Annotated in this window: 12 protein-coding genes; 8 read left to right on the top strand and 4 right to left on the bottom strand. The window is 65.0% G+C overall.

Annotated features, from left to right (window positions below; genetic code table 11):
• Positions 1-60 precede the first annotated feature (60 nt).
• Complete coding sequence (locus tag ABLE85_RS17695; protein WP_348794027.1) at positions 61-2,250, top strand: anthranilate synthase; 2,190 nt, start codon at positions 61-63, stop codon at positions 2,248-2,250.
• Positions 2,251-2,374: 124 nt separating this feature from the next.
• A complete protein-coding gene (locus ABLE85_RS17690) occupies positions 2,375-3,283 on the top strand; it encodes a cation diffusion facilitator family transporter (protein WP_348794208.1) in 909 nt (302 codons plus the stop codon).
• A 27-nt stretch (positions 3,284-3,310) separates the two neighbouring features.
• Here ABLE85_RS17690 and ABLE85_RS17685 read toward each other — a convergent pair whose 3' ends face one another.
• Complete coding sequence (locus ABLE85_RS17685) at positions 3,311-3,943, bottom strand: hypothetical protein (protein WP_348794026.1); 633 nt, start codon at positions 3,941-3,943, stop codon at positions 3,311-3,313.
• Positions 3,944-4,173: 230 nt separating this feature from the next.
• Here ABLE85_RS17685 and ABLE85_RS17680 point away from each other — a divergent pair, with 230 nt between their 5' ends.
• Positions 4,174-5,262 carry an AbrB family transcriptional regulator gene (locus tag ABLE85_RS17680; protein ID WP_348794025.1) on the top strand — a complete coding sequence of 363 codons (1,089 nt, stop codon included), beginning with the start codon at positions 4,174-4,176 and terminating at the stop codon, positions 5,260-5,262.
• Positions 5,263-5,271: 9 nt separating this feature from the next.
• Here ABLE85_RS17680 and ABLE85_RS17675 read toward each other — a convergent pair whose 3' ends face one another.
• Positions 5,272-5,931 carry an isoprenylcysteine carboxylmethyltransferase family protein gene (locus ABLE85_RS17675; RefSeq protein WP_348794024.1) on the bottom strand — a complete coding sequence of 220 codons (660 nt, stop codon included), beginning with the start codon at positions 5,929-5,931 and terminating at the stop codon, positions 5,272-5,274.
• A 460-nt stretch (positions 5,932-6,391) separates the two neighbouring features.
• On the opposite strand from ABLE85_RS17675, the gene leuA reads away from it, so the two are divergent.
• From leuA to ABLE85_RS17655, 4 genes are all read left to right on the top strand, one after another.
• Positions 6,392-8,092 carry a 2-isopropylmalate synthase gene (gene leuA, locus ABLE85_RS17670; RefSeq protein ID WP_348794207.1) on the top strand — a complete coding sequence of 567 codons (1,701 nt, stop codon included), beginning with the start codon at positions 6,392-6,394 and terminating at the stop codon, positions 8,090-8,092.
• A 143-nt stretch (positions 8,093-8,235) separates the two neighbouring features.
• The gene (locus ABLE85_RS17665) at positions 8,236-10,002 is read left to right on the top strand and encodes a tetratricopeptide repeat protein (protein WP_348794023.1); all 1,767 of its coding nucleotides are present in this window, start codon (positions 8,236-8,238) and stop codon (positions 10,000-10,002) included.
• A 13-nt stretch (positions 10,003-10,015) separates the two neighbouring features.
• The gene (locus ABLE85_RS17660) at positions 10,016-10,786 is read left to right on the top strand and encodes an alpha/beta fold hydrolase (RefSeq protein WP_348794022.1); all 771 of its coding nucleotides are present in this window, start codon (positions 10,016-10,018) and stop codon (positions 10,784-10,786) included.
• A 122-nt stretch (positions 10,787-10,908) separates the two neighbouring features.
• Positions 10,909-11,517 (top strand): hypothetical protein, encoded by a 609-nt coding sequence (locus ABLE85_RS17655; protein WP_348794021.1) that lies wholly within the window; start codon positions 10,909-10,911, stop codon positions 11,515-11,517.
• A 99-nt stretch (positions 11,518-11,616) separates the two neighbouring features.
• Here ABLE85_RS17655 and ABLE85_RS17650 read toward each other — a convergent pair whose 3' ends face one another.
• Positions 11,617-12,552: a metallophosphoesterase gene (locus ABLE85_RS17650; RefSeq protein WP_348794020.1), complete on the bottom strand. Its 936-nt coding sequence runs from the start codon at positions 12,550-12,552 to the stop codon at positions 11,617-11,619.
• A gap of 53 nt (positions 12,553-12,605) precedes the next feature.
• On the opposite strand from ABLE85_RS17650, the gene ABLE85_RS17645 reads away from it, so the two are divergent.
• Positions 12,606-13,106: an NUDIX domain-containing protein gene (locus tag ABLE85_RS17645; RefSeq protein ID WP_348794019.1), complete on the top strand. Its 501-nt coding sequence runs from the start codon at positions 12,606-12,608 to the stop codon at positions 13,104-13,106.
• Here the strand turns inward: ABLE85_RS17645 and ABLE85_RS17640 are convergent, their stop codons facing one another.
• A complete protein-coding gene (locus ABLE85_RS17640) occupies positions 13,107-14,096 on the bottom strand; it encodes a glutathione S-transferase family protein (protein ID WP_348794018.1) in 990 nt (329 codons plus the stop codon).
• Positions 14,097-14,172: the final 76 nt, after the last annotated feature.

Raw genomic sequence — 14,172 nt, 5'->3', positions numbered from 1 at the left:
CGGCCATTTTGTTTTTGTGGGCTTTCCGGAACCCTGCCGACAAATGGGAAGGAAACGGAAATGTCGATCGAAACCCTTGAAGACGGTTCGGAAAGTTACAGAACGGCGGGCGGCGTGGTCATCACCCGCCAGCGCCATGACGCGGTCTATGGCGATGCGATAGACACCTATGTCGACGGGTTGAACTCGCGGCGCGGCGCGGTCTTCTCCTCAAACTACGAGTATCCCGGCCGCTACACCCGCTGGGACACCGCCATCATCGATCCGCCTGTTGCCATCAGCGCCCGCGGCCGCGCCATGCGCATCGAGGCGCTGAACGCCCGTGGCGAAGCGCTGCTCGTCGCAATCGCCCCGGCGGTCAAGGCTCTGAAGGAGGTCAAGGTCACCGGCGAGAACAAGCGCCTGATCACGCTCGACGTGGCCAAGCCCGGCCGCGTCTTCACCGAGGAAGAGCGCTCCCGTGCGCCCTCCGTCTTCACCGTGCTGCGCGCCATCACAGCGCTGTTCCGCAGCGAGCACGACAGCAATCTCGGCCTCTACGGCGCCTTCGGCTACGATCTCGCCTTCCAGTTCGACCCGGTCGAGCACACGCTGAAGCGGGCCGAAAGCCAGCGAGACCTGGTGCTCTACCTGCCCGACGAGATCCTGGTGGTCGACCACCACGCCGCCAAGGCCTGGCACGACCGCTACGACTATGCCGGCGAAGGTTTTTCCACCGAAGGCCTGCCGCGCTACGGCGACATCCAGCCCTTCCGCCCGTCGGACCGCATCCCGCCGCGCGGCGACCACGAGCCGGGCGAATATGCGAAAATCGTCGAGAAGGCCAAGGAGAGTTTTCAGCGCGGCGACCTGTTCGAGGTCGTGCCGGGGCAGATGTTCTACGAACGCTGCGACAGCACGCCCGCCGAGATTTCGCGCCGGCTGAAGAAGATCAATCCCTCGCCCTATTCCTTCTTCATCAATCTGGGCGAAGGCGAATATCTGGTCGGCGCCTCGCCGGAAATGTTCGTGCGGGTGAATGGCCGTCGCGTCGAGACCTGCCCGATCTCCGGCACCATCAAGCGCGGCGACGACGCCATTGCCGACGCCGAGCAGATCATAAAACTGCTCAACTCCAAGAAGGACGAGTCCGAGCTCACCATGTGCTCCGACGTCGACCGCAACGACAAATCCCGCGTCTGCGAGCCGGGCTCGGTGCGCGTCATCGGCCGGCGCCAGATCGAGATGTATTCGCGGCTCATCCACACCGTCGACCACATTGAGGGTCGCCTGCGCGAAGGCATGGACGCCTTCGACGCGTTCCTTTCCCACGCCTGGGCCGTCACCGTCACCGGCGCGCCGAAATTGTGGGCCATGCGCTTCATCGAAAAGCACGAAAAAAGCCCGCGCGCCTGGTATGGCGGGGCCATCGGCATGGTGCATTTCAACGGCGACCTCAACACCGGCTTGACGCTGCGCACCATCCGCATAAAGGACGGGATCGCCGAGGTGCGGGCCGGTGCTACACTGCTGTTCGACTCCGTGCCGGAGGAAGAAGAAGCCGAAACCGAACTGAAAGCATCCGCCATGCTCTCCGCCATCCGCGACGCCAAGGCCGGCAACATTGCCGCCACCGAACGCCAGTCCGCCCGCGTCGGCGACGGGGTGAAGATCCTCCTCGTCGACCACGAGGACTCGTTCGTGCACACGCTGGCCAACTATTTCCGCCAGACCGGCGCGGATGTCTCGACCGTGCGCGCGCCGGTGCCCGACGAGCTGTTCGACACGCTTCAGCCCGATCTCGTGGTGCTTTCGCCCGGGCCCGGTCTGCCGAAGGACTTCGACACTGCGGCCACGATCAAGAAGGCGCGCGCGCGCGACCTGCCCATCTTCGGCGTCTGCCTCGGCCTGCAGGCGCTGGCCGAAGCCTATGGCGGCGAGTTGCGCCAGCTGCACGTGCCCATGCACGGCAAGCCATCGCGCATCCGCGTCTCCCAGCCCGGCATCATCTTCTCAGGCCTGCCACAGGAGGTCACGGTCGGCCGCTACCACTCGATCTTCGCCGACCCTGCCCGTCTGCCGGAGGATTTCGTCGTCACCGCCGAGACGGATGACGGCGTCATCATGGCCTTCGAGCACAAAAGGGAACCCGTTGCCGCGGTGCAGTTCCACCCCGAATCGATTATGACGCTGGGCCAGAACGCGGGCATGCGCATGATCGAGAACGTGGTCGCCCACATGCCGCGCAAGGCCAAGGAAAAGGCGGCGTAAACCGGAGTCGACCGGACACCGCATTTGACATAATGAGGCATGGTTCCCATGGCATAAGCATGGGAACCATGCCTCCGTTTTTTTGACGCCCGGAACGGCGACCGCCATGGCAAAAGTGAAGAGCATGACGTCCAAGGAAAAGATCCAGCGCCTGGCCGCATGGTCCATCGCCGTCGCCTTCGGCGTGATGGGGCTGAAATATCTCGCCTATCACCTGACCGGCTCGGTCGCGCTCTATTCGGATGCGCTGGAATCGGTGGTCAACGTCATCGCCGCGGCGGCGGCTTTCTGGGCCATTCGCGTCAGCCACAAGCCTGCCGACCAGGACCACCCCTACGGCCACCACAAGGCAGAATATTTTTCCGCTGTGCTCGAAGGCGTGCTGATCGTGCTGGCGGCCCTGCTCATCCTGCGCGAGGTCTGGTTCGCCTGGCAGGAGCCTCGCGCGCTAGAACAACCATGGCTCGGCCTTGCCATCAACGGCGCGGCGGCGGCCGTCAATGCCGGCTGGGCGCAGCTGCTGATCCGCAACGGCCGGCGGCATCGCTACCCTGCGCTGCTCGCCGACGGCCAGCACATCATGACCGACGTCATCACCTCCGTGGGCGTCATCATCGGCCTGGTCGGCGCGGTCCTGACCGGCTGGACCATCCTCGACCCGGCACTCGCCGTCATCGTGGCGCTCAACATCCTGTGGCAGGGCTGGCACGTGATCGGCTCCTCGCTGCAGGGCCTGATGGACGTCGCCGTAGACCACGAGGAGACGCTGCGCATCCGCGACGTCATCTCGGCCAACTCCAAGGGCGCGATCGAGGTGCACGATCTCAAGACGCGCATCGCCGGCCGCGCCGTCTTCATCGAGTTCCACCTCGTCGTCGAGGCCGAGATGAGCGTGGGCGACAGCCACGTCATCTGCGACCGCATCGAGGAAGCGCTGAAAGCCGAAATCCCCTCCGTGCGCGTGACCATCCACGTCGAGCCGGACGACGAGGCCAAGCTGCCCAAGGGCACCACCGCCGTGCCGTTCGCCTGAAGGCATTTTCCAGCGGCGCGGCGCGCCTCAGAGCCCGCACTCCGAAAGCGACATCGGCTTCAGCTGAAAACTCTTGTCGGCGGTCTCGCTGGCGTCGAGCTTCGAGCACAGCTCGACACTGGGCAGGCCGTCGCTGGGATTGCCGAGCATGATCGTGTTCTCCGCGCCCTGGTTCAGAAAGACTTCCCGCGTCAGCATCTCGCAGGCCGCATCGGCCGACGCGTTGGAGACGCAGCGCCACTGCTCCCCCTCCGGCGAACAGGTGTAGCTCTGCTGGACCGCGTCGGTGCCTTCCCGTGTCTTCACGGCAACGGCGATGTTGGCGCCATTCGGCCAGCTCTTCGACTTGCGGGTGCGGTAAGCGGCAATTTCTGCCGGCCCGCGAGAGACGCGGATCGACACCGTCTGCTGGTCGGCATTCTGGTCGAGAAATGCCTGATCGTAGTCGACGCCGTAGCAGAATGGCTGATCCGGCTGCAGCAGTTTGCGCAACGGCTCTGCCGGCGCCGGGTTCGGAGGTGTTGGCTGGGCGGGGTCGGCGTTGCTGGTCTCTGTCGGCGTCGGGACGGACCGCGAATTGCCGTCCGCCAGCGCCGGACCGGCGAGCGCGGCCAGCTGAATTCCGAGGGCAAGACGAGGAAGACACCTGTGCAACGACATCGGTACCTCCAGTCGATCGCGCCAACCCGCCGCGCCGTCTCATGGTTTCATGCTAAAAAAAAAGTGCGCCGCGCGCAATTTGCGCCCGTGTCCGCCCTTAGGTGGAGCACCTCGCCGTGCCTGGACCAGCTATCGAGCGCAAGCCGGCCGTTCGCTCGGGCGCAGGAATCGCGTAAGGGGAAATGGTGCCGTTTTCGCCGAAGCGGGCCCGGCAGGAACACGGAGCATCCATGGAGACGTCAGCCCAAAGCACCGCCTCGGAGCCCCTGGCCCGCCTGGCGCCCGGCCTGCAGTGGGGCGTCATCCTGCTGCTTTCGCTCATCCTCGCCGGCCTTCTGGAGCTTGCGAACCTGCCCGCCGCATTGCTGATCGGGCCGATGCTCGCCGCCATCGTCGCCGGTACCAATGGCGCCACCGTGCGGCTGCCGCGTCCGATCTTCTACGCCGCGCAGGCCGTCATCGGCTGCCTCGTGGCCGCCTCCATCGAGTTCGAGATCTTCGTCTCCTTCCTGCACGACTGGCCGCTTTTCGTCGGCTCGGTGCTCGCCACGCTGGCGGCGTCCAGCTTCCTCGGCTGGCTCATCAGCCGCTGGAAGATCCTGCCCGGCACCACCGCTGTTTGGGGCACGGCGCCGGGCGCCTCCACCGCCATGGTGCTGATGGCCGGCGCCTTCGGAGCCGACGCCCGCCTCGTCGCCTTCATGCAATATATGCGCGTCATCTTCGTCTCGGTCGCCGCCGCCTTCATCGCGCGGCTGTGGGTGGAAACCTCGGGCGTCGAGCTGCCGCCCGTGCCGTGGTTCCCGCCCATCCAATGGCCGGCCTTCCTGTCGACCATCGGCGTCGCGGTCGTCGGCGGACTGGCCGGGCGCTGGCTGCGCCTGCCCTCGCCCTTCTTCCTCGGCAGCATGATCCTGGGCGTGGCGCTGCATCTGGGCGGGCTGGTGACGTTCCAGTTGCCGGAATGGCTGCTCGCCATCAGCTACGCGCTGATCGGCTGGACCGTCGGGCTGAATTTCACCCGCGGCATCCTCATCCACGCCACCCGCGCCCTGCCGCAGATCATCATGTCGATCCTGGCGCTGATGGCCTTCTGCGGCGGCCTCGCCTGGATGCTCAGCCACTATCTCGGCGTCGATCCGCTCACCGCCTACCTGGCGACGAGCCCCGGCGGCATGGATTCGGTGGCCATCATCGCCGCCGCTTCCAGCAATGTGAACCTCTCCTTCATCATGGCGCTGCAGACCGCGCGCTTTCTGTTCGTTCTGATCTTCGGTCCCTCGGTCGCGCGGCTGGTGGCGAAGCTGGTGAGGGAGTGAGGCCGGCCCCTAGTAAATCCCCGGCACCAGCCGCCACGTCCGAGCGAAATAGGCATCGTACTCCTCCCCGAACTGGCTCCGCAGCATCGCCTCCTCGGCGCGGATGCGCACGACGAGAGGCGGCAGAAGCAGCACGGTCAGCAGCACGCCGACGCCGGACCGGAACGCCAGCGACCATCCCAGCGCCGTGATGAGCATGCCGAGATAGCTGGGATTGCGGATGACCCGGTATATGCCGGTCGTCACCAGCCTGTGCCCCGGCTGGATGGCGACCAGCCCGCTGAACCTGCGCCCCAGCACGAAGACCGGCCAAAGGCGCAGCGCGCCGCCAATGGCGAACAGTGCCACGCCGATCCAGCGCAGCGGCTGGCCGTCGATGGTCCAGAAGTCGATCCGGTCGGTGTAGGCCGGCAGATAGCCGGCGACCACCCCAAGCAACCCGAAGGCCACGAGAACCCAGCGGTTGGCGCGATCCTCGCGCTCGCCGGAACTCAGGTTGCCCTGGGTGAAAAGCGCAACGCCGGCCATCACCAGCAGGATCACCGCCAGCGCTACCAGGGCCGGGTTTCCGAAAAAGGCGGCAAACCCACCCTTGCCGAGGATCGCCAGCCCGAGATAGGCCAGCGTGCCGCCAATGCTGAACAGGGCCAAAACGGGCGTCACCTTCATCGCTGCCCCTTCCTCCGTCTGCACGCCGGCCAGCATAGACCCGAACCGCGCTTCCTCCAACGCGCCTGCCGTCAGAGGTTGCGCCAGAGCGCTGCTTGGGCCTGCCCTCCCGCCTCGCTTCGCTCGGCACCCTCCCCTCAAGGGGGATGGAGGCGCCGGCGCCCCTTGCTTCCGCAGCGTAGCTCCTGTATGAAGCGCGGCATGACATCGCGTCCGAACAAGCTCGCCTCCCGTCCGACCGCTTTCGCGGCCGAGACCGCGCGCGCGCTTTCGGCTACGCTTCTTCTTCTCGGCCTTATCGGCGATCGCCGGGCTCGTTGAAGGAGCGTCCGGCGGTCGAAATGCCGCCAGGCAGATGCTCCTTTGCTCTTCACAACCGAACTGAATTTCTGGTTTAAGACCGCCTGACGACGCGCATCCGCGCATGGCGGCAGAGAGAACGAGATCGAGAATGAACAAGATGACTTCGGAACCCGTCGTATCCAGCCGCCACGGCATGCCGACGGCCGGCATCAAGTACGAGCCCTACCCCAAGATCGATCTGCCCGACCGCACCTGGCCCTCGAAGACCATCGACAAGGCGCCGATCTGGTGTTCGGTCGACCTGCGCGACGGCAACCAGTCCCTGGTCGATCCGATGGGCCACGACCGCAAGGTGCGCATGTTCAAGCTGCTGCTCGACATGGGCTTCAAGGAGATCGAAGTCGGCTTCCCCTCGGCCTCGCAGACCGATTTCGACTTCAACCGCTGGTGCGTCGAGGAAGGCAACGTTCCCGATGACGTGTCCCTGCAGGTGCTGGTGCAGTGCCGCCCGGAGCTGATCGCCCGCACCTTCGAGGCGCTCCAGGGCGCGCATCGCCCCATCGTTCATTTCTACAATTCCACCAGCGAGTTGCAGCGCCGCGTCGTCTTCGCCAAGGACGTTGCCGGCATCAAGCAGATCGCGACCGACGCCGCCAAGATGATCACCGACATGGCGGCCAAGGCCGGCGGTGGCTATCGCTTCCAGTATTCGCCCGAGAGCTTTACCGGCACCGAGCTGGAAGTGGCGCTGGAGATCTGCAACGCGGTGGCCGAGATCGTAAAGCCGACGCCTGAAAACAAGCTGATCCTCAACCTGCCGTCGACGGTCGAGATGGCAACGCCCAACACCTATGCCGACCGCATCGAGTGGATGATCCGGCATCTCGACAACCGCGAGAACCTGATCATCTCGCTGCATCCGCACAACGACCGCGGCACGGGCGTGGCCGCCACCGAGCTGGCGCTGATGGCCGGCGCCGATCGCGTCGAGGGCACGCTGTTCGGCAATGGCGAGCGCACCGGCAATGTCGACATCGTCAACCTGGCGCTGAACATGTTCACGCAGGGCGTCGATCCCGAGCTGGACTGCTCCGACATCAACCGGATGAAGGACGTTTACGAATACTGCAACCAGCTGAAGATCGCCGAGCGTCACCCTTACGTCGGCGAGCTGGTCTACACGGCCTTCTCCGGCTCGCACCAGGACGCCATCAACAAGGGCATGAAGGCGATCAAGACCGCCAACAAGCCCCTGTGGGAAGTGCCCTACCTGCCGATCGACCCGCAGGACGTGGGCCGCTCCTACGAGGCGATCATCCGCATCAACTCGCAGTCCGGCAAGGGCGGCATCGCCTATGTGCTGCAGGCCGACTATGGCCTCAACCTGCCACGCAGCCTGCAGGTCGAGTTCAGCCAGGACATCCAGGCAATCACCGACTCCGAGGGCAAGGAAGTGTCGCCCAAGCGTATCCATGAGCGCTTCATCGAGCGCTATGTGGACCAGCCCGGCGCGCGGCTGAAATTCGTCGACCACCACACCTATCCCGACACGGCCAACAAGGGCCAGCGCGTGGTGGAGGCGACCATCGTCGACAACGGCAAGGAAGTCTCCATCACCGGCACCGGCAACGGCCCCGTGGACGGCTTCGTCGACGCGCTCTCGCGCCATATCGGCGTGCCGCTCTCGGTGCTCGACTATTCCGAGCACTCGATCCAGCGCGGCTCGAACGCCTCGGCCGTCTGCTACATGGAGGTCGAGCATCCGGGCGGGCGCACCTTCGGCGTGGGCATCAACACCAACATCGTCGCAGCCTCGCTCGAGGCGGTGGTGTCGGCGGCCAACCGCATCATCGGCTGAGTTAGGCCTTCATTAACCATGTCAGACCCGGCCGGTGGATTTCGGGCCGGGTCGCTTGACGATCCCGCATTGGCTTCTTGTCGCGGATTGGGCGCGCGTTATCATCGGCCTATCCTGGGCGCCGCTCTCGAAAGGTCCGACGCTTGCCACACAATAGGCCTGCTGCCCCCGCAGTGCTCGACGCGCTGAAGCGAACGCTTGCCAGCGAGACATTTGGACGTTCGGAGCGCGCACGCAAGCTGCTGCGCTATCTGGTCGAGCAGGAGCAGGCCGGACACGCCGACCGTCTCAAGGGCTTCACCATCGCCATCGACGTCTTCGGCCGCGACGCCGATTTCGATTCCTCAGCCGATGCGGTGGTGCGGGTGCAGGCGCGGCGGCTGCGCGAGCTTCTGAAGCAGTATGCCGAGACCGAAGGCGCCGACGACCCGATTCGGATCGTCATCGCACGCGGAAGCTACGTTCCCACTTATGAAATAGCCGACACGCTGGAAGCAGCCCCCCTGCCTGCAATCTCACGGCGGGAGCAAGCGACAAGCACACAGCCGCCGAAACAGCCGGCAAGCACGGCGGCTGCCGCCATAGATACGGCCGTTCCGGCTGCAGCCCTCGCGGCGGAGGCGCGGGTCATGCGGCATCTGCGCTACTTCTGGGCAGCCATGACGGTCGTGATCGCCATGCTTGGTTTCGTGATCTTCCGGATGCACGCTGCTCCTGGCGAAATTGCCATGAAGGATGCCTCGTCCACCCCGACCGGGAGCATCGCAATTCCTGCCAAGGCGCTGGCCTTGCCCACGGTCTACATCAAGCCCCGAGGAGAGAGTGCCGACATCGCGCGCGTCGCCGCCGTGCTGCGCACCGGCCTGAGCGGCTTCGACACCATCGGTCTGATCGCACGCGACCCGTCGACCGATGCCGATACGATCATCAGCCCACTGCAGTTCGTGTTTGAAGTATCGCCGGGATCGATGGCCGGCAGCGTGACGATCGATTTGGAAAACAGTGTCAGCGGCAGGGTTCTGCTGTCGCGAGTGCTGGCGCCTGAGGAGCTGGATGCAGATGCCCTCGACAACCATATTGCCGACCTGCTGAGCGCCACGATCCCCGTCTCGGGCGCGCTCTATGGCTATCTCGACCAGAACCGTCTCGCATCCGGCCTCGTCGAGTGCCTGCTCCTCAATAACCACTACTATCTCGACCCGACGCCGCAAAAGCACGAAGCGGCCTACCGCTGTTTCAGTCGACTTGCTGACGGCGAGGCCAAATCGCCGCTCGTCTACGCCGAACTGGCCGTTCTGGTCCTGAAGTCCGTCACCGAGGGCCATCGCTATCCGCGTGACGCCTCGCCGAATCAGGCGCTGACGCTCGCCCATCGCGCCGTCCTGACAGGACCCAACAGCCCCTGCGCACACCGCGCCTACGGCTTCGCGAACTCGCGCGTCGGCGACCCCACAGAGGCGATCCGCTTCATGCGCAAAGCCTATGAGCTAAACACCTACGACCTCAGCATGGCGGCAGCCTATGGCTACGTGCTCGTCTTTTCCGGAAACTACCAGACAGCCGCGCCGATCATTGAACGCGCGGTCGAGGCGTCCAGTGCTCACCCGGGCTGGTGGGATTACGCCCTGTTTCTCGCCGAGTTCATGATAGGCGACACCGACCGGGCATCGCGGGCCACGGAGGCTCTGATGTCGACGAAGAAGGCCCATTATCTCGCCGCCAGGCTGATCGCGGCCGGCAACGCCGGCAATGCCGGTCTGGCAGACAGCCTCGCCAACGAGATCGTCACCGATTTTCCGTCCTTCGCAGCCGACCCGCGCCAGTTCTTCGAAACAGCAAAATATCCTTCCGATCTCGTCGACAGGCTGGTGACCACCCTTCGGGCGTCCGGCCTCGCCGATCCAAGCTGAGGAGCCCAGTTCGTTGCAAGCTCTAGCGCCTTCGCTATTCGCCGAGGAACTCGGCACAGGCCCCAGCGTGGTCGTCCTGCTGCACGGCTTCGGGGCATTCCACGGCGTCTGGCGGCCGATCACCACTGCCCTCGCCGACGGCTCAAGACGCACGATCGCCTACGACCTGCCGGGCCACGGGCGTTCGCTCGACTGGCCGGAGGCCGGTCCGGCCAAGACGGCTGCACGCGCGGTCCTTGCCGACCTTGAGGCTCGCGGCATCGAAAAGGCTCATCTCATCGGCCATTCGATGGGCGGCGCCGTCGCGGCCCTCGCCGCCCTCGCCCAGCCCGAACGCGTCGCCTCGCTGACGCTTCTGGCGCCCGGCGGCTTTGGCGAGACGATCAATGGCGCGTTGCTGCGCCGCTATGCGGCCGCAACCTCCGAAGCCGAGCTTGGCGATTGCCTCGCAGCGATGTCCGCGCCAGGTGCCGAGCCGCACAAGGAGGCCGTCCAGGCTCTGGCGGCCACACGCGCTACGGCCGGACAGACGGAAAAGCTCCTCGACATCGCCTCCCTGATAGCCAGGGACGACCGGCAAGGCGTAATACCGCGTGAGCGGCTGACGGGCCTTCCCATGCCCGTCGCGGTGATCTGGGGCACAGAAGATCCCGTGCTGCCTTTCGCGCAGACCGCCGACTTGCCGCCCGCTTTCCAACTGCATACTGCGCACGGCGCGGGCCACATGCTGGTCGAAGAGCGTCCGGAGCTTGTCGCGGACATCATCCTGCGCATGTCCCGCTGACGCATTCCCCGTCATCCCTCACCTGCGGTCGGATCCACCATGGCCAATGCGACCACTGGTGCATTGGCACGGCGGCTATGTTAAGACTTTCCTAACTAATCCATTGATTGGAGTGACTTCCCATGTCCGATGCAGGGGAAAACATTACGCCGATCGACCCCCAGCGCCGGCTGGCCAACGCCATTCGCGACGTCAAGAACGCTGTCGCCGACCGTGAAGATGTGGTGGTGGAGCTGCGCGAGGCAAGCCGCATGCGGCTCGAACTGCTTGCGCAGGAACTCACACCCGTATTCGCCGACGTTCCGACCGACATCGACATGTTCGACTTCGCCGTTTCCTCCGGCCTGCAGCCGCGGCTGTGGATCGACGCGGTCGCCCATGTCGGTCTCGGGCGCGACCGCCGCACCTACCGCTTCCTGAAGGATACCCGCATCGGCCGCGTCGTGCTGGCCGAGTCGACCGACATCAAGCCGGTTGCCGATCAGGTGACGCGCTACATCGCCGAACGCATCGTCGAGCGGCAACGGCTGATGGATGGCGGGGTCAGCCACAGTTATGCGAGCACCAGCACCATTCCCGAAGCGGCAGCCGCGCTTCAGGCTCCGCGCAGCAATGGCTGGCAGAGTTTCTTTGCCGGTTTCGGCCTGTTCGCCGCTGGAGCAATCCTGGGTTTTGCCCTGACCATCGCCTGGCTGCGCGACGGGCTCTCGACGATCAAGATCGGCTTCTGATTACCAACAGCGAGACGGCCTTTCCTTGAGTCGCCATATCGCTCTACGCTCTTGTTTCTGAAGCATGATCTTGTCCGAAAAGTCTGCAACTTTTCGGGATCATGCTTTGGCCGCGTGCGCCGCCCGTACGGAATGCAAGGTCAGGTCAAGCGACATCAGTTCGGCCGGCGGGGTGGTCGACCCGGTCAGGCCATGCCTGCTGAATTGGAGTTCCCACGCGCCCGGCTCGCCCGAAATGTCGAAAAGGTTGTATTGCGCCGCGGGGTTGCGCCCGCCGATGCCTTGCCCGGCAGCCGCCACTCCCACCACTGGCACCGGCTTCTCCGCCGTGCCGATCCAGTAGAGCGAAGGCAGATGCGAATGGCCGTGGAGGATGAGTTCCGCGCCATGGCGGTTGATGACCTGCTGGAAGCGCGTGATGCCGAACAGCCGCTTGTGCTGCGCCACAGCGCCGCGAACGGGCGGATGATGGATCATCACCACGCGGAACAGACCCAGGCCCGCCGCCACGTCCAGAAGCCCGCCAAGCCGGTGCGCCTGCCCTTCGCGAAAGAAGCCGTTGGCCATGAAGGGCGCCGTCGCCCGCGCGGTCGAAACGCCTATGAGCGCGACCGGCCCGCGCACACGCATGTAGGGGAAGGCGTAGCGGCCGACGGGGACGCTCTGCCCGTCGCCCATCATCCACGGTGCCCAGGCGTGGCAGATCTTGTCGAAGGCGCCCGGCACATAGGCATCATGGTTGCCCGGCACGACGGAGACGTCGCGCGGGCTGCCGAGCGTCTCCAGCCACAGGCGCGCCAGTTCGATCTCGCCGTTGAGCGCCAGGTTGACGAGGTCTCCGGTCACGGCAAGGTGATCCGGGTTCGCCGCCTGCAGATCGGAGACGATGGTGTCGAGCACGCCGTCGTGAAGGAAATGCCTTCGGTTGCGCTGCCAATTGACGTAGCCTGTCACCCGTTTGGACGCGAGTTCGCGATAGGTTATTGCGGGCAGAGGCCCGAGATGGACGTCGGAAATATGCGCAAGCCTGAACATGGATTTCTTTTACGGCACACGGCCCCCGCTTTCTACCCGCCGGTTGCGAGCTGATGACGGGCGCCAATCAGCAGGACCGGTTCCGGCAGAAGGGATGGGTGGGGCTGCGCGCTCGGCTCTTCCACTTCTATTTCGTGTTGCGCCGGCCCATGACGCTCGGCGTTCGCGGCCTAGTCTACGACAAAACCCGGCGCGCGGTCTTCCTAATCCGGCACACCTATGTCCCGGGCTGGCAGCTTCCCGGCGGCGGGGTCGAGACCGGCGAGACGATGCTCGAGGCGCTTGAACGCGAGGTCCAGGAGGAAGGCAACATCGCCTTGACCGCACCGCCTCAGCTCCAGTCGATACATTTCAACCGGCAAGCCAGCCCGCGCGACCATGTCGCCTTCTACCTGATCGAGGCGTTCAGCCAGAACGCCCCGAAGCTGCCGGACCATGAGATCGCGGAGTCCGGCTTTTTCCCGCTCGACGCGTTACCGGAGGCGACGACGCCGGCGACGCTGAGGCGCATCGCCGAGGTGTTCGACGGAGTGGCGCCCTCGCCCTATTGGTGATCACGCCGCCTTGCGGAAGCGGTCGCGGTCATGCGGGGCGAACAGGTCGATCTCCGGGCCGACCGGGATGATTCGGGTCGGGTTGATGGTGACGTGACTGCCGTAGTAGTGCGCCTTGATGTGCAGGAAGTTGACCGTGCCGGCCACGCCCGGGACCTGATAGAGATCGCGCAGATAGTTCGACAGGTTCGGATAGTCGGCAATACGCCTCAGGTTGCACTTGAAATGCCCGACATAGACCGGGTCAAAGCGCACCAGCGTCGTAAACAGCCGCCAGTCGGCCTCGGTCAGCCGGTCGCCGATGAGATAGCGTTGCCGTGACAGGCGCTCTTCCAGCGCATCGAGCGCCCCGAAAAGTTCCCCGAACGCCTCCTCATAGGCCTCCTGTGTGGTGGCGAAGCCGGCCCGGTACACGCCATTGTTGATCATCGGATAGATCATGTCGTTGAGGGTATCGATCTCCGGGCGCAGCGCCTCGGGATAGAAGTCCAGCGAGGCGTCGCCCCACTCGTTGAATGCCGAGTTGAGCATGCGGATGATCTCGGACGACTCGTTGGAGACGATCGTCTGCTGCTGCTTGTCCCACAGCACGGGCACCGTCACCCGGCCGGAATAATGCGGATCGGCCTTGGTGTAGATCTGGTGCAGATAGTCGAGGCCATAGAGCGTGTCGCCCGTGGCACCGTCCTCGGCCAGGAAGGTCCAGCCGTCCTCGCCCATGTAATGGTGCACGACCGACACGGAGATGATGCCGTCCAGTTTCTTCAACGCGCGGAAGATCAGCGTGCGGTGCGCCCAGGGGCAGGCCCATGAAACATAGAGATGGTAGCGGCCCGGCTCGGCCTTGAAGCTGCGCGTCTTGCCCGGCGCCGGCCGACCATCGGGGCTTACCCAGTCGCGCCACTGCGATTGCGAGCGGACGAACCGGCCACCTGATTCCTTGGTGTCGTACCAGCGATCCACCCATTTCCCGTCGACCAGCAATCCCATGGCAGGCTCCTTTAGCGTTCCACCTCTATGTAGTGGTTAAGCAGGCGGAGCGGAAACCCTGTCGGCGGATACAGTT

Origin of the sequence: Mesorhizobium sp. KR1-2, assembly GCF_040045035.1 — a bacterium.
Classification (GTDB): domain Bacteria; phylum Pseudomonadota; class Alphaproteobacteria; order Rhizobiales; family Rhizobiaceae; genus Pseudaminobacter.
Note: the sequence above shows the minus strand (reverse complement) of the source record. Positions and strands in the feature narration are given on the sequence as shown.